The 17191-nt window shown below is 62.0% G+C and carries 21 protein-coding genes and 1 pseudogene; 14 read left to right on the top strand and 8 right to left on the bottom strand.

Features of this window, described 5'->3' with window-relative positions; all coding sequences use genetic code 11:
• Window positions 1-24: 24 nt before the first annotated feature.
• Complete coding sequence (locus ACFQJC_RS10360; protein ID WP_390223256.1) at window positions 25-300, bottom strand: ribonuclease P protein component 4; 276 nt, start codon at window positions 298-300, stop codon at window positions 25-27.
• Window positions 301-395: 95 nt separating this feature from the next.
• On the opposite strand from ACFQJC_RS10360, the gene ACFQJC_RS10365 reads away from it, so the two are divergent.
• Together ACFQJC_RS10365 and ACFQJC_RS10370 are read left to right on the top strand one after the other, a co-directional pair.
• Window positions 396-1457, top strand: coding sequence for a glycosyltransferase family 4 protein (locus tag ACFQJC_RS10365; RefSeq protein ID WP_390223257.1), 1062 nt, complete (start codon window positions 396-398; stop codon window positions 1455-1457).
• 67 nt (window positions 1458-1524) lie between these two features.
• The gene (locus tag ACFQJC_RS10370; RefSeq protein WP_390223258.1) at window positions 1525-2631 is read left to right on the top strand and encodes a glycosyltransferase family 4 protein; all 1107 of its coding nucleotides are present in this window, start codon (window positions 1525-1527) and stop codon (window positions 2629-2631) included.
• Window positions 2632-2641: 10 nt separating this feature from the next.
• Here the strand turns inward: ACFQJC_RS10370 and ACFQJC_RS10375 are convergent, their stop codons facing one another.
• On the bottom strand, window positions 2642-3046 hold the full coding sequence (locus ACFQJC_RS10375) for a hypothetical protein (RefSeq protein ID WP_390223259.1): 405 nt from the start codon (window positions 3044-3046) through the stop codon (window positions 2642-2644).
• Between the two features lie 405 nt (window positions 3047-3451).
• On the opposite strand from ACFQJC_RS10375, the gene ACFQJC_RS10380 reads away from it, so the two are divergent.
• Entirely contained in the window at window positions 3452-3970 is a 519-nt protein-coding gene (locus tag ACFQJC_RS10380; RefSeq protein WP_390223260.1) for a DUF21 domain-containing protein, read from the top strand.
• A gap of 35 nt (window positions 3971-4005) precedes the next feature.
• Here ACFQJC_RS10380 and ACFQJC_RS10385 read toward each other — a convergent pair whose 3' ends face one another.
• From ACFQJC_RS10385 to ACFQJC_RS10395, 3 genes are all read right to left on the bottom strand, one after another.
• Window positions 4006-4752: a DUF2797 domain-containing protein gene (locus ACFQJC_RS10385; protein WP_390223261.1), complete on the bottom strand. Its 747-nt coding sequence runs from the start codon at window positions 4750-4752 to the stop codon at window positions 4006-4008.
• 83 nt (window positions 4753-4835) lie between these two features.
• Entirely contained in the window at window positions 4836-5783 is a 948-nt protein-coding gene (locus ACFQJC_RS10390; RefSeq protein ID WP_390223262.1) for an NAD-dependent epimerase/dehydratase family protein, read from the bottom strand.
• A 43-nt stretch (window positions 5784-5826) separates the two neighbouring features.
• Window positions 5827-6756, bottom strand: coding sequence for an SDR family oxidoreductase (locus ACFQJC_RS10395; protein ID WP_390223263.1), 930 nt, complete (start codon window positions 6754-6756; stop codon window positions 5827-5829).
• A 92-nt stretch (window positions 6757-6848) separates the two neighbouring features.
• On the opposite strand from ACFQJC_RS10395, the gene ACFQJC_RS10400 reads away from it, so the two are divergent.
• The 7 genes from ACFQJC_RS10400 (at window position 6849) to ACFQJC_RS10430 (ending at window position 12651) form a co-directional block, all read left to right on the top strand.
• Complete coding sequence (locus tag ACFQJC_RS10400; protein ID WP_390223264.1) at window positions 6849-7391, top strand: tRNA (cytidine(56)-2'-O)-methyltransferase; 543 nt, start codon at window positions 6849-6851, stop codon at window positions 7389-7391.
• Window positions 7392-7451: 60 nt separating this feature from the next.
• The gene (locus tag ACFQJC_RS10405) at window positions 7452-7985 is read left to right on the top strand and encodes a transcription factor (RefSeq protein WP_390223265.1); all 534 of its coding nucleotides are present in this window, start codon (window positions 7452-7454) and stop codon (window positions 7983-7985) included.
• Window positions 7986-8663 carry a DUF2110 family protein gene (locus ACFQJC_RS10410; RefSeq protein WP_390223266.1) on the top strand — a complete coding sequence of 226 codons (678 nt, stop codon included), beginning with the start codon at window positions 7986-7988 and terminating at the stop codon, window positions 8661-8663.
• Between the two features lie 4 nt (window positions 8664-8667).
• Entirely contained in the window at window positions 8668-9426 is a 759-nt protein-coding gene (locus ACFQJC_RS10415; RefSeq protein WP_390223267.1) for a DUF5803 family protein, read from the top strand.
• A gap of 56 nt (window positions 9427-9482) precedes the next feature.
• Complete coding sequence (locus ACFQJC_RS10420; RefSeq protein WP_390223268.1) at window positions 9483-10178, top strand: competence/damage-inducible protein A; 696 nt, start codon at window positions 9483-9485, stop codon at window positions 10176-10178.
• Window positions 10179-10415: 237 nt separating this feature from the next.
• A complete protein-coding gene (locus ACFQJC_RS10425) occupies window positions 10416-11480 on the top strand; it encodes an ATP-NAD kinase family protein (protein ID WP_390223269.1) in 1065 nt (354 codons plus the stop codon).
• Between the two features lie 139 nt (window positions 11481-11619).
• On the top strand, window positions 11620-12651 hold the full coding sequence (locus tag ACFQJC_RS10430; protein WP_390223270.1) for a PhoU domain-containing protein: 1032 nt from the start codon (window positions 11620-11622) through the stop codon (window positions 12649-12651).
• Between the two features lie 6 nt (window positions 12652-12657).
• Here ACFQJC_RS10430 and ACFQJC_RS10435 read toward each other — a convergent pair whose 3' ends face one another.
• Window positions 12658-13041 carry a DUF7528 family protein gene (locus tag ACFQJC_RS10435; protein WP_390225585.1) on the bottom strand — a complete coding sequence of 128 codons (384 nt, stop codon included), beginning with the start codon at window positions 13039-13041 and terminating at the stop codon, window positions 12658-12660.
• Between the two features lie 181 nt (window positions 13042-13222).
• Window positions 13223-14437, bottom strand: a complete 1215-nt coding sequence (locus ACFQJC_RS10440) for an LEA/WHy family protein (protein ID WP_390223271.1) — start codon at window positions 14435-14437, stop codon at window positions 13223-13225.
• Between the two features lie 120 nt (window positions 14438-14557).
• Between ACFQJC_RS10440 and ACFQJC_RS10445 the strand changes: the two genes are divergently transcribed.
• Window positions 14558-14743 (top strand): DUF7525 family protein, encoded by a 186-nt coding sequence (locus ACFQJC_RS10445; protein WP_390223272.1) that lies wholly within the window; start codon window positions 14558-14560, stop codon window positions 14741-14743.
• Window positions 14744-14789: 46 nt separating this feature from the next.
• On the opposite strand, the gene tnpA is transcribed toward ACFQJC_RS10445, so the two are convergent.
• On the bottom strand, window positions 14790-15188 hold the full coding sequence (gene tnpA, locus ACFQJC_RS10450; protein ID WP_390223273.1) for an IS200/IS605 family transposase: 399 nt from the start codon (window positions 15186-15188) through the stop codon (window positions 14790-14792).
• A gap of 53 nt (window positions 15189-15241) precedes the next feature.
• Between tnpA and ACFQJC_RS10455 the strand changes: the two are divergent.
• The 3 genes and pseudogenes from ACFQJC_RS10455 to ACFQJC_RS10465 all read left to right on the top strand — a co-directional run.
• A pseudogene (locus tag ACFQJC_RS10455) lies at window positions 15242-15394 on the top strand (DUF2080 family transposase-associated protein); the annotation flags it as partial.
• Window positions 15395-15577: 183 nt separating this feature from the next.
• Window positions 15578-16852, top strand: a complete 1275-nt coding sequence (locus ACFQJC_RS10460) for an RNA-guided endonuclease InsQ/TnpB family protein (RefSeq protein ID WP_390223274.1) — start codon at window positions 15578-15580, stop codon at window positions 16850-16852.
• A 93-nt stretch (window positions 16853-16945) separates the two neighbouring features.
• Complete coding sequence (locus ACFQJC_RS10465) at window positions 16946-17170, top strand: DUF7123 family protein (protein ID WP_390223275.1); 225 nt, start codon at window positions 16946-16948, stop codon at window positions 17168-17170.
• Window positions 17171-17191: the final 21 nt, after the last annotated feature.

The following is a 17191-nucleotide window of genomic DNA, read 5'->3' on the forward strand; positions in this document are numbered from 1 at the left end:
TGTCACCGTCCCACGTCCGTAAAATCAGTACGGATAGCGTTTGGTCGCTCCGCAGTCACAGCGAACGACGACGTGGCCGCCCGATTGGGTTCGGAATCGGGCGTTGACGCCGGGGCGGAGGTAGGCGTCGCACTCGTCGCAGATAAAGCGCCGAAACGACTTCGGCAGCCCACAGCGATTTCGCTCGGCGACGCGGCGGGCGAGGCGGACGTACTCGCGGGCGAGGTCGAAATCACCCGACGCTGTCGCTTCGTGAGCGAGTTGATGGAGTCGGGTGATGCGCTCTTCCGCGATTCCCATACTGCTTCGGGCGTAGGGTTCGAACAAATGTATTCCGAACTTTCTCCAGAGACGAAGCCGGTAGTATCAAATCGTCACTACAACTACGGCCGAGCGTGCGCGTCTTGAACTATCTCGAGTTGGCCTCCCAACTCGACCGCAGCGGTATCGGGACTGCAACCGACCAGCAGCGCGCGGCCCTCGAAACGACCGACGTGGACGTCGTGACGTCGCCGTGGCCCGACTCTCCCCGCGCTGTTGTGTCCCGCTTCGCAAACGGTGAGGGCATCTTTGCCGACTACGATATCGCCCACTGCAACCTCATCGGCCCGGGCTCGGTGGCCGTCGCCCGCCACGCCAAGCGGAACGATATCCCCCTCGTCCTCCACGCACACGTGACGCGCGAAGACTTCGCCGAGAGCTTCCGCGGTTCGACGGCAGTCGCCCCCGCCCTCGGGAGGTACCTCAAGTGGTTCTACTCGCAGGCAGACCTCGTGTTGTGCCCCTCCGAGTACACCAAGGGCGTCCTCGAATCGTACCCCGTGGACGCGCCGATTCGACCGATGTCGAACGGCGTCGATACCGAGGCGCTGGAGGGTCACGAAACCCTCCGAGACGAGTACCGCGAGAAGTACGACATGGACGGAATGGCCGTGTTCGCGGTCGGGAGCGTCTTCGAACGAAAGGGACTGACGATGTTCTGTGAACTCGCTCGGGAGACCGACTACGACTTCACGTGGTTCGGAACGTACGACACCGGTCCGCACGGCTCGAAGACGGTCAAGTACTGGGTCAACAATCACCCCGAGAACGTCACGTTCACCGGATGGGTAGACGACATCCGCGGCGCGTACGGCGCGGGCGACGTGTACCTCTTCCCGACGAAGAACGAGAATCAAGGGTTGGTCGTCCTCGAAGCGATGGCGTGCGGGAAGGCCGTCGTCCTCCGCGACATCCCCGTCTTCGAGGAGTTCTACACCCACGGCCACGACTGCCTGAAGTGTTCGACCAAAGCGGAATTCAAACGAGCACTCGACTTACTCGCCCGCGACCCCGAACTCCGAGCGCGACTCGGCGAGAACGCCAAAGCGACCGCCGCCGAACACAGTCTGGACCGCGTCGGCGAGCGGTTGGTGGAGGCGTACGAAGACGTGCAGACGGGTGCACCCGAACGGTAGTCGATACCACGCGACACGACAGCGCGAAGTCACAACCGTTTATCCCCTCCCCTGCGCAGAAAGTGGCATGCAGACGGTCGCCGCGTTCACGGACACGTACCTGCCCACCGTCAACGGCGTCTCGTACACGATTCAGACGTGGCGAGACCGGTGGCAGCGCCGCGGCGGCCGCATGGACGTCGTCTTCCCCGGCGACGATGACTACGACCCCGAACCGGGCGAGTACCCGGTCAGGAGCCTCCCGTTCCCGTTTTACGAGGGCTTCAGAATGGGGCTTCCGCGAATCCCCGAACCGGTCGAGCAGGCGGATATCGTCCACGCGCACACCCCGTTCGGGATGGGACTCGCGGGGCTTCGACTCGCCCGCCGTGCCGAGGTTCCGCTCGTTGCGACCTACCACACGCCGACGAGCGAGTACGCCGAGTACCTCACCTCGGTCGGGTCGATAGAGCGCCGCGTCGAGAACGTCTCAGAACGCTACGAACGCTGGTTCTTCGACCGAACTAACGCCGTCATCGTCCCCAGCGAAGACGCCAAACGCCGCCTCCGCGACGAAGTCGGCGTTCGGACAGAAATCGTCGTCCTCTCGAACGGCATCGATATCGAGCGATTCGTCCCGAGCGACGGCGACGGGTTCAGACAGACGTACGACCTCGGCGACGGGCCACTCGTCGGCTACACCGGCCGGCACGGCTACGAGAAGAACCTCGCCGAACTCCTCCACGCCGCGGCCGACCTCGACGTGACCGTCGTCCTCGGCGGCGACGGTCCCGCCCGCGAAGACCTCGAATCGCTCGCTGACAGCCTCGACGTTGACGCCCGCTTCTTGGGCTTTCTCGACCGCGAGGAACTCCCGGCGTTCTACTCCGCGCTCGACGTGTTCGCCTTCCCGAGTCCCGTCGAGACGCAGGGTCTCGTCGCGCTCGAAGCCAACGCCTGCGGCACCCCCGTCGTCGGCGTGAACGAAGGCGCGCTCGAAGACACCGTCGTCGATGGCGTCACCGGCTATCACTACGAATCGGGGGACTTAGACGGGTTCCGAGACGGGATTCTCCACGCACTCGACGCCTCCGACGACTTGCGACAGCAGTGTCTCGCCCGGCGCGAGGAGGTCAGCGTCGAACGCTCGGTGGACCAACTGGCGGCGCTCTACGAGCGAGTCGGAAAACGATAGAAGTCTTGTTTTAGTCGCGGTCTTCGAGCGCGTCGGCGATGCGTCGGAGTTCGCGGTTTACGTCACGCACTTCGTCGCGGAGTTGGCGCAGTTCGCGCACGACGCGCTCGTTGCCGTCGCCGCCCTGTTCTGGGTCGCGCTGTGCCGCACCGGGACCGCCCATGCCGCCGCCGCCCATCATGCCGCTCATCATCTGTGCGAACGGGTTGCCGCCACCGCCGCCCATGCCGCCGGGGCCGCCACCCATCCCGCCGGGACCGCCGCCCATCATCTCTTCGGGGCTGGGTCGCTCGCCGTTCTCTCGTTCTTCTTCGCGGCGCTTACGAATCTCTTCGACGCGCTCGCGGAACGACTTCTCCTCTTCGCCCGATTCTTCGTCTGGCGTCGTGTCGTCTGCGGATTCGTCTTCTGCCATGCGCCGCAGTTGACTCTCGAACCGGAAAGTGCTGACGGTCCGGGGAGGTCAGAATAGACGGCGTATCTCGATTACTGTCAGCCGACGCGATGATTCAAATACGAGAGCGAAGAACTCCCGACACGATGGCGTGTACGTTCCCGCACGAACAGGCGACGTTCTGTCCGGCTTGCGGCGAGCAGCTAGGGACACGAACGGTGGATGCCCGAGACCACCTGTACTGCTCCGACTGTGACCTGACGCTCTGTCGAAATCCGTAGACTTTGACGGGTAGTGTGTGACACAGACAGCGCACGAAGTCAGCACAGCGCCCCGCTTCTTTCAGGTATTGCCTACCGAATCGGCGGGGCAGTTGAGCGGGACCCAATCACGGGTTTTCATACACCTTCTGGTGTAGGGTGATGTATGAATACATACTCGATTTTGGTACCGTCGCTTATCGCAGTCGTGATTCTGTTGGCATTGAGTGCGTTCTTCTCTAGTAGTGAGTCAGCTATCTTCTCGCTCCCGGATGAATGGGTGCAGACCGAGACGGACAACGGTTCGACCGAAAGCCACAGGCTCGAACAACTCCGCGCGAACCCGCACCGACTCCTCGTCACGCTGTTGGTCGGAAACAACCTCGTCAACATCGCCATCACCAGCATCGTCACACTGCTGGTCGCGCGGTTTCTCCCTCCCGGTTCCACCGTCGTGATTGCGACACTCAGCGTGAGCGTTCTCGTCCTCGTCTTCGGAGAAATCGTTCCGAAATCCTACGGACTCGCTCATGCAAAGTCCTGGAGCCTCCGCGTCGCGCGCCCGGTTTCGTACGTCGAACGCGCACTGGGGCCACTCGTCGCGGTGTTCGATATCGTCACCCGGTGGCTGACGACACTCGTTGGGGGCGACCAACATATCGAGAAGTCGTATCTCGAAGACTGAGCGACCGACCTCTCCTCAGACTGTATTGACCCACTCTACGAAAACGCGCCCAAACTCGACTGCAACTCCCTTTCGGTCCCGCCTTCTTCCAACTCGTAGCCGACCAGGTTCCGCATATCGACGGCGTAGGTCGTTCCGGCGTTGTCGAGGACGAGCACGCGCCCTTTGAGGCCGCGAATCGTCCCCGTTGCGATGGTTTCGGCGAGCGGGGCCTCGGTGAGTTCGAGTCCGTAGTCGAACTCGAACGTCTCGATGGGGTCGAACTCGTCGCAGAGTTCGTCCCACCTTTCTTCGTCCACGTCGCGGCCGAAGCCGTCGATTTTCGTCGGGACGCGCACGCGGTCTACGAGTGTCTTCGCCACCTCGGCTTCGTACTCGCGTGCGACCCGGCCGTCGGACATGGTCCGGATGTGTGCCGCGCGGTCGGCACCCTGCTCTCGCAGGCGGGTTTCGAGTCGCCAGAGGCGGGTGACGCCGACCTTGAACACGTCGGGGGCGAAGGCGGCGAGATACACGGCGTGGTCCTCGTAGCAGTCCATCTCGTCTTTGAGGCAGGTGCCGGTACACTTCGCGCAGACCCACGTCGATTGGTGGTCGCGGCAGTACGGCGCGCGCTCGTTCGAACACGAGATGTGCGTGTCGTCGTGGAGCGTCCCCGCGCAGTGGCGATTTTGGAGCGAGAATTCGAGTTTCGTACCGGGGTCGAGCGACACCGTGTCGATGCCGTCGCTGGTGCTCACGTAGAGCGCCGGCATCTGGGTATCGTACCCGACTACTTGCACGAGAAGTGGTAGGAATCGAGGGTAAAAAGGTGCCTCGTTCGCGGCGGCCTGTTCGCGCTATTCGACTGGTCTCACCTGTTCGGTTACTCGTACTCCGCCCGCAACTCGTCGGTGAGCGATTCGGCCGCACGCCGGACCGCGTCGTCGCTCGACCCGTCCGGTTCCCAACCGAGCGCGCTCAGTTTCTCGACCGAGAGGCGCATCTTCGGCACGTCGCCGGTCCACCCGCGGTCGCCGCCGGTGTACTCGTACTCGGGGTCGAGACCCATCACGTCCGAGACGATGTCCGCGATGGTCGTCACGGAGGTGGTCGTGCGCGTGCCGAGGTTGAAGACGTTGTACTCGCGGTCGGCGTGCTCGACGACGTGAATCATCGCGTCGATGCAGTCCTCGACGTGGAGGTAGGACTTCTCTTGGCGGCCGTCGCCGAGAATTTCGAGCGTGTCGGGCGATTCGAGGAGTTTCTCGATGAAATCGGGGATGACGTTACCGCGCTGTTTCGGGCCGACGATGTTGGCGAAGCGGTACATGTAGACCGTAAACCCGTAGGAGTGGGCGAACGTCGAGAGCAGGCCCTCGTCGGCGAGTTTCGACGACCCGTAGATGCTGATGGGTTCGAGCGGGGCGTAGTCCTCGGGCGTCGGGCGAGGGGCTTCGCCGTAGATGGTCGAAGAGGACGTGAACGCGATGTTCGTCACGCCGACCTCTTTCATTCGTTCGAGGACGTTGTAGGTCATCTCGGTGTTCTCCTCGAACAACTGCCGTGGGTCGTGGTAGTTCGTGTCCGTGTACGCCGCGAAGTGGAAGACGATATCGAGGTCTTCGGTGACCGCCTCGGCAACGTCATCGGGGTCGGTCATGTCGGCCTGCACGAACTCGACGCCATCGGGGACGCGCTCGCGGGTGCCCTTCGAGAGGTCGTCCGCGACGACGACGTGGTTGTCTTCGGCGAGTCGCGCTGCCAGGTGAGAGCCGACGAGTCCGGCACCACCGGTGACGAGAACACGCTTGTCAGAGAGAGTGAGCGACATACACCGACAGTCACCTCGGAGTGATAAGTCGGTTTCTCTCCGATTACCTACCAGTGGTCTCAGTGTGACTCGGTTTCTCCGGCCACGATAACCCAGTGAGGTCCTCGCTCAGGGTCCAGACCTGTTCGGCCAGTCGCTCGTCGGTCGCATTCGAAGCGGGCGATTTCAGCGTGCAATCGGAGAAGTAGCGCCCGGAGACGTCGGCGACCTCGGGGGACGCCGCGAGGTAGACGAGCGTCTCGGCGGCCGTCGCGGGCGTGTCGATGAAGCCACCGGAGAGAAACGTCGGGAGACGAGTGAGGACGCCGACACTGGCGCGAACGGGGAGCGACGCGTCGCGCCACAGCGCGCTCGACGGGACGAATCCGGGATGACAGCAGTTCGCCGTCGGTCCGTCGAGGCGGCGGGCGAGTTCCGCGGTGAAGAGGACGTTCGCCAACTTCGACCGGGCGTAGGCGTCCAGACCGTCGTAGCCGGCGAGTTCGGTCACGTCGAAGTCGCCTCCGGCGCGACGGTGGACTTCCGAGGAGACGGTGACGACGCGACCGTCGTCGGGGACGAGGCCGAGCAGGTCGTGGGTGAGGACGAACGGCGCGAGGTGGTTGACGGCGAAGGTTCGTTCCACGCCGTCGCTCGTCAGCGACCCCTCGGAGAAGTGAGCGCCCGCGTTGTTGACGAGGATATCGAGGCGGTCGGTTCGGCTGCGAACCTCGTCGGCGAGCGCGTGGACCGTCGCCTGCTCGGTGAGGTCGGACCGGAAGAAGACTGCCTCGCCACCGGAATCGTCGATATCGGCGGCGACTGCGCGGCCTGTGTCTCGGTCGCGGCCGTGGACGAACACCGTCGCGCCGAGTCGGCCGAGTGCGAGCGCGGTCTCACGGCCGACGCCGGAGGTCGAACCCGTGACGAGGGCCGTTCGGTCCGAGAGGTCGATTCCCGCGACACCGGCCCCAATCTCTGGTCTGTCGGGCATGCTCTCTTGTTGTGACTCGCCGAGCATAAGCATCGACACGGCGGCGAGTGCGTTCCGAAAGCACCACTTTCCCCCGTCGTTTCCGTACACACATGCAAGGCGAACCCGAGGTCGCCGTCCTCCGCTACGGTCACAGACCGGGACGAGACGACCGCATGACGACGCACGTCGGCCTGACCGCCCGCGCGCTCGGCGCAGACCGCGTCATCTTCCCCGACAACGCCGGCCAGTCGCTGGAGACGGTCGAAGACATCACGGGTCGGTTCGGCGGCCCCTTTACCGTCGAGTTGACCGATTCGCTGAACGCCGTGATTCGAAACTGGGAGGGCAAGGTCGTCCACCTGACGATGTACGGCGAGCGCGTGCAGGACGTCGAGGAAGACATCCGCGAGGCGCAGGCCGACGAGCCATTGCTCGTCGTCGTCGGTGGCGAGAAAGTCCCGTTCGAAGTGTACGACGAGGCGGACTGGAACGTCGGCGTGACGAACCAACCGCACTCCGAAGTCGCCGGTCTCGCCGTGTTCTTGGACCGCCTGTTCGACGGCCGCGAACTCGACCGAGACTGGGAGGACGCGGAGAACACGGTGATTCCCATGGCAACCGGGAAGAAAGTCGTCCCTACCGACGAAGAATAAGCCAGATTTCCGGGGGCGCATCCGGAACTTTGAAACGACTGTCCGGCGGATGTATCCAATATGGCTTTTGAGGAGTTGCTGAACGACCCTGTCATTCAAAAATACCTCCACGAGTTGGTTGGGCCGACGGGGATGCCGGTCGCCGCGGCACCCCCGGACGGTGAGGTTACTGACGAGGAACTCGCCGAGAAGCTCGGACTCGAACTCAACGACGTTCGCCGAGCACTCTTTATCCTCTACGAGAACGACCTCGCGTCCTATCGTCGCGTCCGCGACGAGGACTCCGGGTGGCTCACCTACCTGTGGACGTTCCACTACGAGAACATCCCGGAGAACCTCGAAGAGGAGATGTATCGCCTGCTCGAAGCGCTCGAAGAGCGCGTCGATTACGAGCGGAACCACGAATTCTATCTCTCAGAACCCGCCGGCATTCGCTTCGAGTTCGCCGAAGCGATGGAACTCGGCTTCCAGTGTCCCGAGACGGGTGCACCGCTCGAACCGATGGACAACACCGACCTCGTGGGTGCGATGGAGACACGAATCGACGAACTCCGAGAGGAACTCAACGTCGAAGTCACGGGGTCCAACCCATAGATGGTCGTCCTCGCAACGAAATGCTACATCAGCGGTGACGCACAGGACCGAGCACTGGATAGTCTCCAGTCGCTCGTCGCCAACGACATCGGCGACCTCGACGTGGAGTACGACATCGGCGTCCGAGACGACGGGTTCATCTCCGTGACCGTCTCCGGCGAAGACGAAGTCGTCGCTCGAAACGCCCTCAGCGAGGAGTGGGGGGCGGTGACGCCGCACCTCTCCGCAGGCGAGACCTACGTCGGCACGCTCGAATCGTGGGACGACGACGGGTTCGTCCTCGACGCCGGCCAACGGGTTCGCATCCCGAGCGACGAACTCGGACTGGGACAAGGGTCGCCGAGTCAGATTCGTGACCGCTACGGACTCGTCCAGCACATGCCGCTTCGCTTCGTCTACGGCGGCGACGACGAACCCTCGCGTCTCGCCGACGAAGAGCGCGACAGACTCTACGACTGGACCCGCGGCACTGACCGCGTGAACGTCAACAGCGCCACCCGCGGCGAGGTTCGCGCGACGGTCAACCGCGCCGGCCACGCACACGACATCGTCACCGTCGAACGTCTCGGCCTGCTCGAACAGAGTATCGTCTGCCGCGAGGAGACCGACGGTCCCGGTATCCTCTCCAGTATCGGTTCGTACCTTCCGGCGGAACTCAAGTGTGTAATCGGCCAGTAAGACGATGAACCGACGACTCCTCGCTGGATTTGTCGCACTCGCCCTCCTCCTGGTGACCGCAGGGTGTCTCGGTGGGACTTCGACCGTGCCGAACGACCGTCTCGACGCCGCGCCGGACGAACCCTACGCGTGGAACGCCGACGTAGACGTTCACGTCACCGTCCAAGAGAACGGTCAGTTCCGCGGGGTCTACGACATGAATCAGTCGTCGATTACGCTCTACCGACTCGACGGCTTCGGTAGTCGGACGCCGCTGCCGGTCGATGCGGTCAGATACCAGTACCCGAACGGGACGGTCCTGACCGGGTCTGAACTCAAGGCTCGCGGCGGGAACGTCACGCAGAACGACCGAATCACGACGGTGACGCTCCCGTCGGACGCCGACCGTGACGGTAAAATCGCGTTCACGTCGGACTCGACGCCGAAGCGGTTCTCGCTGCCGACGTTCGTCGAAGGCTCCTACGAGGTCGTGTTACCGCAAGACCGCCGGGTGAGTTTCCCCATCTTCGGGGCAGTTCGACCCGCTGGCTACCAGACGGAGGTCGTCGAAAATCAGTTGCACATCCGCTGGGAGAACGTGACGAGCGACTCCGTCGTCGTCCAGTTCTACCTCCAGCGCGACCTCTACATCTTCGCGGGTATCGCCATCGTCTCGATACTCATTGGCGGGTCGGGAATCGTCTACTACCGTCGCCAAATCGAGGAACTCCGGCGACGACGGCAGGACCTCGGTCTCGACGTCGAAAAAGACGACAGAAACTAACCGACGCCTTCGCCGCGTCGGACGCCTTTTTGCCGTCCACATCCCTACTCCGGAGTATGCAAGTTGCCGTGGTGACCGTCGGCGACGAACTGCTCTCCGGCGACACGACGAACACGAACGCGACGTGGCTCTGTCGAGAACTGACCGAGCGCGGCGTCTCCGTCGAGCGCGTGACGACGGTCCCCGACAAGGTCGGCGATATCGCTCGCGTGGTCAACGAGTATCACGCCGAGTACGACGCCGTCGTCGTCACCGGCGGTCTCGGCCCGACGCACGACGACGTGACGATGGACGCCGTCGCCGCGGCGTTCGGGCGTTCGCTCGAACAGCACGAAGAGGCCGCGGCGTGGTTGGAAGAACACGGTGGCTACTCCGCGGCCGACCTCGTAGAGGGAACGACGCACCTCCCGGCGGGCGCGCGGATGCTCCCCAACGAACCGGGTGTCGCCCCCGGTGCGGTCATCGGGTCGGTCTACGTGTTACCCGGCGTGCCGGGCGAGATGAAAGCGATGTTCGAACTCGTCGCCGACGACTTCGCAGGCGAGAAGACGCACGTCGCGTTCGTCCACACGTCGGAGCCAGAGAGTTCGCTCATCGAGCGGTTCGAGCGACTCCAATCGGAGTTCGACGTGACCGTCGGGAGCTACCCGGGCGACCACGTCCGGGTGAAACTGGCGGGCGCAGAGGAGACGACGGTCGAAGCGGCGGCCGCGTGGCTCACCGAACGCGTCGAACTGTACGAGCAGGAATAGTGCGGTTACCGCTGGAGGTACCAGAGCCACCCAGCGGTCATCAGTACGCCAACGAGCAGGACGGTCGCCGCGGTCTCCGACATCGGGAAGACCTGTTCGGCAGTTTCTAACGGAATCATACCACACACATTCGCCGACCCGTTCATAAAAAGTAAGGTTCCGGCCGCGACCGCAGGACCGCCGGCCGCAAGACCGCCGACCGCGGGGCTTTTCTCCGGCGCGTGAATTCCCTCGAGTATGCGAATCGGCGTCGTCGTCAACCCAATCGCGGGGATGGGTGGTCGAGTCGGACTCAAGGGGACAGACGGGAAGGTAGCCGAAGCACGACGCCGCGGTGCCGAACCTCGCGCACCCGAACGAGCGCGCCGCGCTCTGACGAACCTCTTCGAACGCGCACCGGACACAGAGATGCTGGTGTGGGACGACCCGATGGGTACCTCGCTCGTCCGCGACGTTGGTTTCGACCCCGACGTTCTCGGCGCGCCCACGGGCGAAGAGACGAACGCCACCGATACGCTCGCGGCCGTGCAAGCGTTCGTCGAGGCAGACGCCGACCTCGTGCTCTTCGTCGGCGGCGACGGCACCGCTGCGGACGTCGCCGACGCACTCGAAGGGACTGACGTGCCGATGCTGGGCGTCCCGGCGGGCGTGAAAGTCTACTCTTCGGTGTTCGCCGTCTCGCCCGAAGACGCCGCCGTGATTGCGACGACGTTCGAGCGCACGGAGGCGCGCGAGGTCATGGACATCGACGAGGACGAGTATCGTTCTGGTTCGGTCCACCCCGAACTCCGCGCCGTCGCGCACGTTCCCGTCGCCGAAGACCTGCAGTCGTCGAAACAGACGAGCGGCGGCACCGTCGAAGCGCTGGCCGCCGGTGTGGCGGACGACATCCGCGCCGGCGAGGGCGTCACCTACGTTCTCGGTCCGGGCAGCACCGTCGGCGCGGTGAAAGCCGAGTTAGCAATCGACGGCTCGCCGCTCGGCGTGGACGTGTACCGCGACGGCGAGGTGTTGGTCCGCGACGCGACGACCGACCAGATTCTCGACCACCTCGGCGAAGAGAACGTCATCGTCGTCACGCCCATCGGCGGGCAGGGGTTCATCTTCGGCCGCGGCAACCCACAACTCTCGCCCGAAGTGATTCGACGGTGTGACGTGTCGGTCGTCGCCTCTCGGTCGAAACTGGAGACGATTCCCGTCCTCAGAGTGGACACCGACGACCCCGACCTCGACGAGGACCTTCGCGGATGGACGAAGGTCCGCGTCGGCCGGGTGGAACGTCGGATGATGAAAATCGAGTAGTAGGGCCAACGTTCCTCTCTGCGGTTTTTATTCACCGCAAACGCGGTCGTACAACCGACCTTACACAATACCCAGTCGAGAGACAAATATACTTGGCATATAGTGGGATTTAAGGTCATTGAATGGGTGTAGGTCACATATGGAAACCCGGAAAGTCCAGCGCCTCGGCCCCTCTACGCTGGCAATGACGCTCCCAGCGGAGTGGGCGAGCGAACACAACGTGCAGAAAGGCGACGAAGTTTCTATTCGAATGAGTGGGAAGGGAACGCTGACCGTCCTTCCCGAATCTGTGAGCACGGAAGACGCGAAAGCGACGATTCGCGCAGATAGCCTCAACGCGGTGGCGCTCGAACGCGCAATCGTCGCGCAGTACGTCCTCGGGCGACGCGTCATCCACATCGAGATGAGCGAAGGCGCACTCGACTCCGAGCACATCAACGCCGTCTACAAAGCCGAGACACAACTCATGGGACTCGGCGTCATCGAAGAGACGCCCGAGCGCATCGCAATTCGGTGCTCTGTCGATGCCGAAGACTTCTCGCTCGACAACTTGCTCGAACGACTCGAAAACACGGGCAGTACGATGCGCGGTGAAGCCGTCAAGGCACTCGCTCACGGGAACGCAGACCTCGCACAGCGCGCGCTCAACCGCGAGCGACAGGCGAACAAGATTTTCGTCCTCCTGCTTCGACTCATCTTCACGTCCTACCAGAACCCGAACCTCGCTCGCGCGGTCGGTCTCGAATCCGGATTCCCGCTCATCGGCTACCGTTCTGTGGCGAAGAATCTCGAACTCACCGCCGACAACGCCGAAGACATCGCCAACATCGTGATGGAAGCAGAGGGCCACACCATCGACGTGGACCAGGCGACGATGCGTCGGATTCGTGAGTTCACCGACCAAGTGGACGAAATCACCACGACGGCCGTCCACGCCGTCGTCGAGCGCGACTACGACCTGACCATCGAGTGCCGCGAGTTGTTCCGCGAAATCAAAGACCGCGAACGCGACATCCTCAACGACCTGCCGGAGATGGAGAACCAGAAACTCCTCCAGATTCGTGAAGTGCTCGTCAGTCTCCAGCAGACCGCACAGTACGCTATGCGGAACGCCGAAATCGCCGCGAACCTCGCACTGAACGAAGAATCAGAGCATCTCACTATCGACTGACCAGCGTCAGTCGGCCAACACCTCTATTTCTGCGCCCTCCTCGACGTTCTCCGACTGCTTCTCGCCGGTCAGTGGGTTCCGACTCGATATCTTGCAGTCGAACGCCGGATGCTCGCCGAAGTGGCGAATGATCATGTGCCGACGCGACCCCGTGATACCGGTTCGACCGATATCATCGGCGGTGAAGTTCGTCGGCAGGCGGTCGTACAGGCGGCGTAACTCGTCGAAACTGGTGAACACCTTCGCGTTCCCAGTCGAATCAGCGCCGCGCCGCGAGACGACGTAGCTTCCGTCTCGGCGGTACTCGCCCGCGGTTCGGAAGAACTCGCGTTTCTCTGTGAGCGCCGAGCCGATGGCTTCTTGCAAGTCGGCAGCAGCATCACGGGACAGTTCACACCGGCGGTCACCGAACTGGACGACGATGGTCTCGTCGTCGCTTTCGACCGTTACGGGGTTCTCATCGCGGGAGAAGAACTCGATCAGGAGAATGGGTACTCCGTGTCATACCCAGTGCTATCGTCGCTCGATGTAAAGAGTTGTCGGCTGAGTCAGAATTAGCCCGCGCGACGACTTAGAGCAAGCCGTCGTCGTCGTCGGTCGTCGTGGGCGACTCGGTCGTCGTCGTGGTTGTGGTCGTGGTCGTCGTTGCAGTCGTCGTAGTGGACTCGGTGGTCGTAGTCGTGGCCGTCGTGGCCGTGGTCGTCGTAGACGATTCGGTCGTCTCGTCTGCCGACGTGGTCGCCTCCGTGGAGTCACCAGACTCGCTCGTCGTGGTGGTGTCGCTCGCAGTCGTCTCGGTGTCCGAACTACTGGTATCGGACGGGCCGCCCGTGGCGGCTTTGTTTCCGAAGATGTCCGTCTCGAACGACTTCTCGTAGGTGAGCGCGTCGAGCGGGATGCGCAGCGTCGTCCCGGCCGCGTCGATTTTCGCGTAGAAGTCGATGCGGAGGTCGGTCTGTTGGTTGCGTTCGAGGTGCGTCACCCACCACTCGTCGAGGTTCTCGTTCTCGATGTGTGTGGTCGCAGTAATCGTCTTGGTCGTGTGCGCGGGGATGACGTAGCTCTCGCCGGTCGTCCCGTTGCCGACTTTCACGTCGTTCATCGAGATGTTGTAGCCGAGTTCCGAGATCGCCACGGGGTACGACTTGGGGTTGTGGACGACGAACGTGAGTTCGAGTTCCGTCCGCTCGCTCGTGGTGTTCCCCCACTCGGCGCTCGTCTCGTTGATGTAGAGCACCGGGTCGGAGATGACCGCGGAGTCGGCGTTCACTTCGCGCGTCTCCGTGGAGTTGAACGCCGACAGGAGGTCGGTGTCGATACTCCGCGAGATTTCGGGCGCTTCGAAGGACCGCCCGAGCGTGCTAGAGTTCACCGTCGCATCGACTCCGAGGGAGGTGTGCTCGCCGTTCTGGATGTGCGAGACCCACCACTTCGGGATGCGCTCGTTGTCGAGCGTGGTCCGAAGCGGAATCGTCGCGTTACCGGAGTCGAGTGCGACGCCCTCTTTCGCCCCGTTCGCCATCTCGATGTCGTTCATCGTGACGGTGTAATCGACCGACAGCCCGGAGAGGTTGGCCGAGATGGGGTTCGGATTGTTCACGACGATATCCGTCTCGATGACCGTCTGGGTGTCGTTGACGCCAGCGAACTGGTTTTCGACGTTCTCTACGCTCGGTGCACCGATGATACCCGTCGCGTACGCGCCGCCGACTGCGCCGCCGACGAACAGGAGCGCGACGACAGCGATACGAGTTCGACTGCCGAACAGCGCGGATACGAAACTCATCGTGACTGTCACACACGTGTACTCCTATTTATGTTGACCGGCTGGGGACGGAACCGAAGCGTGTGACCACACCGCACGCAGTGTCGAATGAACTAAGTGCGCACCCGCAAAGTCGCAACCATGGATACGAAGACCGTCGAATCGGACAAGTCTATCGGGTTTACGGCTCTTTTTGGCGTACTGACAGTCGTCGGTGCTGGCTTGATGATGGCGGGGCCAGACCAGTTGACGAAGGCACTCGGGTTCGCAGTTGCAATCATCGCGGCGTCGCTGGCAGTCGTCGGCGCGCACATGTTCTACAGATAAACAAGGCGAGTGCCTCGGGGCTTGACCCCGAGGGTGAAGCCGACACTTAGACGTGTTCTGTACGTTCGATATACCGTTCAATCGCCTCGCTTGATACCTGTCCTGCCGTCCCGATGTAGTACGACCGTTCCCAGAATCCACCACCCCACAGATATTCTTCCAAGTACGACTCGTGTCGTTCCCACATCTCTCGAGCCGTGATGCTCTTGACAGTCCGTGCAATCTCGCTTGGCGCGTGTTTTGGGTGGGCGGAGAGGAACAGATGTACGTGGTCGGGCGAGATGTGGAGCGACAGTATCTCGTAACCATACTCGTCGCACACGTCGCGGAAACCCGCTTCCAACGAATCCTCGATGGGTTCGAGAATCGCGTGTCGGTACTTCGGACACCGCACGAAGTGGTAGTTGACGTTGTAAACCGTGTGATTCGACCGCTTCCCATCCATATCAACATCACGCCACCAACACAACCAAGTATATCCAAAGTATATACACTCACATGATGGACCGGTTTGAAATTGACGGCGAGGAAGTTCTCGATGGCGAAGTCAAACCGTTCGGGAACAGCGCCCACGTCACTGTCCCCAAACGCTGGATAGGAGCCGACGTGAAAGTTGTCCGGACTTCAAAAACCGAAGAACAGAAAGAAGAACACTTTCAGCCAAAACCAGAATGGACCGAGAACAACGACGATATATGCTCTTCTTGTGGGCGAGAAAGACAAGACCTCGATGATGATGAGAACCTACTTCCCGAAGTAACAATTGGGTTGAGCGAAGTCCAAGACTGGATTTGTAGTACCTGTCGTGAAAATGGCCGGGGGATGGCATAAGTAATGACGAAAAGACAGACTCTCGTCAAGACTCTGGACTTCCTACTGGACATTCAGAGTGACAACGAGGGTCTGTTGTACGACGCCACGCTCGAAGCCCGCTTGGTGTATAACGAAACAATCCGTCTCGCCAAAGAAGGCGTGGACTGGGGCGTGATTCCCGACCGCGTGGCCGCCGACGCTAACCTCGTGAAAAACACGACCCAGCGCGTTGTCGCCAAGGCACTCGGCGCGATGGAGAACTACTACGAATACGACGACTTCGGCCAGCCGAGCCACACCAAGGACGGTGCGTACCCGCTCCGAGCGAACTACGAGGAGGGATACAACCTGTCGCTCACCGACGACGGTGACGTGGCATTCCGCATCAGCGCGAAGCCGTACAAACACGTCAAGGGCGTCCTCAAAGGGAGTGACGCCCACCTCGATATTCTCAAGACCGCACTCGAAAACGACGAGTGGAAGATTGGGACGGCGGAAGCCCTGTTCCACAACGACAACGCCGAGTTGCACGTCAACGTCACCAACACCGAGCAGACCGTTCGAGACAAGCAGGACTCACGGACGGTTGTCGGCGTGGACGTGAACGAGGACAATGTGGCTCTCACCGCACTCTCTGAGAACGGTGTCGAAGACACGTTGGTTATTGACTTCCCCGAAATCAAGTTCGAGCGTCACCGCTATTTCACGATGCGGAAGCGGGTGCAGAACGCGGGGAAGGACAGCATCCATGACACGCTGGAAGGGCGTGAGGAACGGTTTGTCCGTGACAGACTCCACAAGGTATCTCGGCATATCGTGGGGTGGAGTCGTCAGTTCGAGAAGCCGTGCATCGTCTTTGAAGACCTCAAAGAGATGCGCGACAGTATCGACTATGGTACGCGGATGAACCGACGCTTGCACCATCTCCCGTTCCGCGCCCTACAGTTCTATACGTCGTACAAGGCGTCGTTCGAGGGCATCCCAACCGTGTGGATTGACCCTGCGTACACGAGCCAGCGGTGTCCGATGTGCGGACATACGGAACGTGCGAATCGAAACAAAAAGCGGTTCAAGTGCAAGTCCTGTGAGCATCAAGACCACAGCGACCGTGGTGCAAGCGTCAATATCGCCGTGAAAGGAGTGAAGAAGCTCGATTGGAATGTGCCTGCTCTCAATAGCCTTCCCGTTGTTCGGAAGGTGCGACGGCAGGCATCGGGGGCCGTGGACGCCCCGACCGTGACCCACCCGACCGTTCGAGGCTATCAGGCCGATGGTCGGATGGGAGTATCCGACTAAACCACGGGAAGCCTCGGGGCTTGACCCCGAGGCGGTTCACTGAGAGCACAACGAGTAACCGTTAAGAAGACAGATTCCCTAAACGGGGCGAGGATGACCGATTACACGGACGAGGAAAAACGAATTCTCTCGTATCTCCGCGATAGCGTTAGCCACGGGGAAGCGTACTTCCGGGCCAAGAACATCGCCGAGGCCATCGGTCTGACCGCAAAGCAGGTTGGCTCGCGCCTGCCACGGTTGGCCGAGAAGTCCGAAGATGTCGAAATCGAAAAGTGGGGTCGCGCACGCTCGACGACGTGGCGCGTCACCCGCAGCTAACCTGATTCCGCGGTTTTTTAC

The sequence above is a fragment of the Haloferax namakaokahaiae genome, from assembly GCF_042663225.1.
Classification (GTDB): Archaea; Halobacteriota; Halobacteria; order Halobacteriales; family Haloferacaceae; genus Haloferax; species Haloferax namakaokahaiae.

What these genes read in the sequence shown, in the direction of transcription:
- ACFQJC_RS10360 (WP_390223256.1), bottom strand. Translation starts at nt 300, where the DNA reads ATGGGAATCGCGGAAGAGCGCATCACCCGACTCCATCAACTCGCTCAC.
- ACFQJC_RS10370 (WP_390223258.1), top strand. Translation starts at nt 1,525, where the DNA reads ATGCAGACGGTCGCCGCGTTCACGGACACGTACCTGCCCACCGTCAAC.
- ACFQJC_RS10375 (WP_390223259.1), bottom strand. Translation starts at nt 3,046, where the DNA reads ATGGCAGAAGACGAATCCGCAGACGACACGACGCCAGACGAAGAATCG.
- ACFQJC_RS10380 (WP_390223260.1), top strand. Translation starts at nt 3,452, where the DNA reads ATGAATACATACTCGATTTTGGTACCGTCGCTTATCGCAGTCGTGATT.
- ACFQJC_RS10390 (WP_390223262.1), bottom strand. Translation starts at nt 5,783, where the DNA reads ATGTCGCTCACTCTCTCTGACAAGCGTGTTCTCGTCACCGGTGGTGCC.
- ACFQJC_RS10395 (WP_390223263.1), bottom strand. Translation starts at nt 6,756, where the DNA reads ATGCCCGACAGACCAGAGATTGGGGCCGGTGTCGCGGGAATCGACCTC.
- ACFQJC_RS10400 (WP_390223264.1), top strand. Translation starts at nt 6,849, where the DNA reads ATGCAAGGCGAACCCGAGGTCGCCGTCCTCCGCTACGGTCACAGACCG.
- ACFQJC_RS10405 (WP_390223265.1), top strand. Translation starts at nt 7,452, where the DNA reads ATGGCTTTTGAGGAGTTGCTGAACGACCCTGTCATTCAAAAATACCTC.
- ACFQJC_RS10410 (WP_390223266.1), top strand. Translation starts at nt 7,986, where the DNA reads ATGGTCGTCCTCGCAACGAAATGCTACATCAGCGGTGACGCACAGGAC.
- ACFQJC_RS10415 (WP_390223267.1), top strand. Translation starts at nt 8,668, where the DNA reads ATGAACCGACGACTCCTCGCTGGATTTGTCGCACTCGCCCTCCTCCTG.
- ACFQJC_RS10420 (WP_390223268.1), top strand. Translation starts at nt 9,483, where the DNA reads ATGCAAGTTGCCGTGGTGACCGTCGGCGACGAACTGCTCTCCGGCGAC.
- ACFQJC_RS10425 (WP_390223269.1), top strand. Translation starts at nt 10,416, where the DNA reads ATGCGAATCGGCGTCGTCGTCAACCCAATCGCGGGGATGGGTGGTCGA.
- ACFQJC_RS10430 (WP_390223270.1), top strand. Translation starts at nt 11,620, where the DNA reads ATGGAAACCCGGAAAGTCCAGCGCCTCGGCCCCTCTACGCTGGCAATG.
- ACFQJC_RS10440 (WP_390223271.1), bottom strand. Translation starts at nt 14,437, where the DNA reads ATGAGTTTCGTATCCGCGCTGTTCGGCAGTCGAACTCGTATCGCTGTC.
- ACFQJC_RS10445 (WP_390223272.1), top strand. Translation starts at nt 14,558, where the DNA reads ATGGATACGAAGACCGTCGAATCGGACAAGTCTATCGGGTTTACGGCT.
- tnpA (WP_390223273.1), bottom strand. Translation starts at nt 15,188, where the DNA reads ATGGATGGGAAGCGGTCGAATCACACGGTTTACAACGTCAACTACCAC.
- ACFQJC_RS10460 (WP_390223274.1), top strand. Translation starts at nt 15,578, where the DNA reads ATGACGAAAAGACAGACTCTCGTCAAGACTCTGGACTTCCTACTGGAC.
- ACFQJC_RS10465 (WP_390223275.1), top strand. Translation starts at nt 16,946, where the DNA reads ATGACCGATTACACGGACGAGGAAAAACGAATTCTCTCGTATCTCCGC.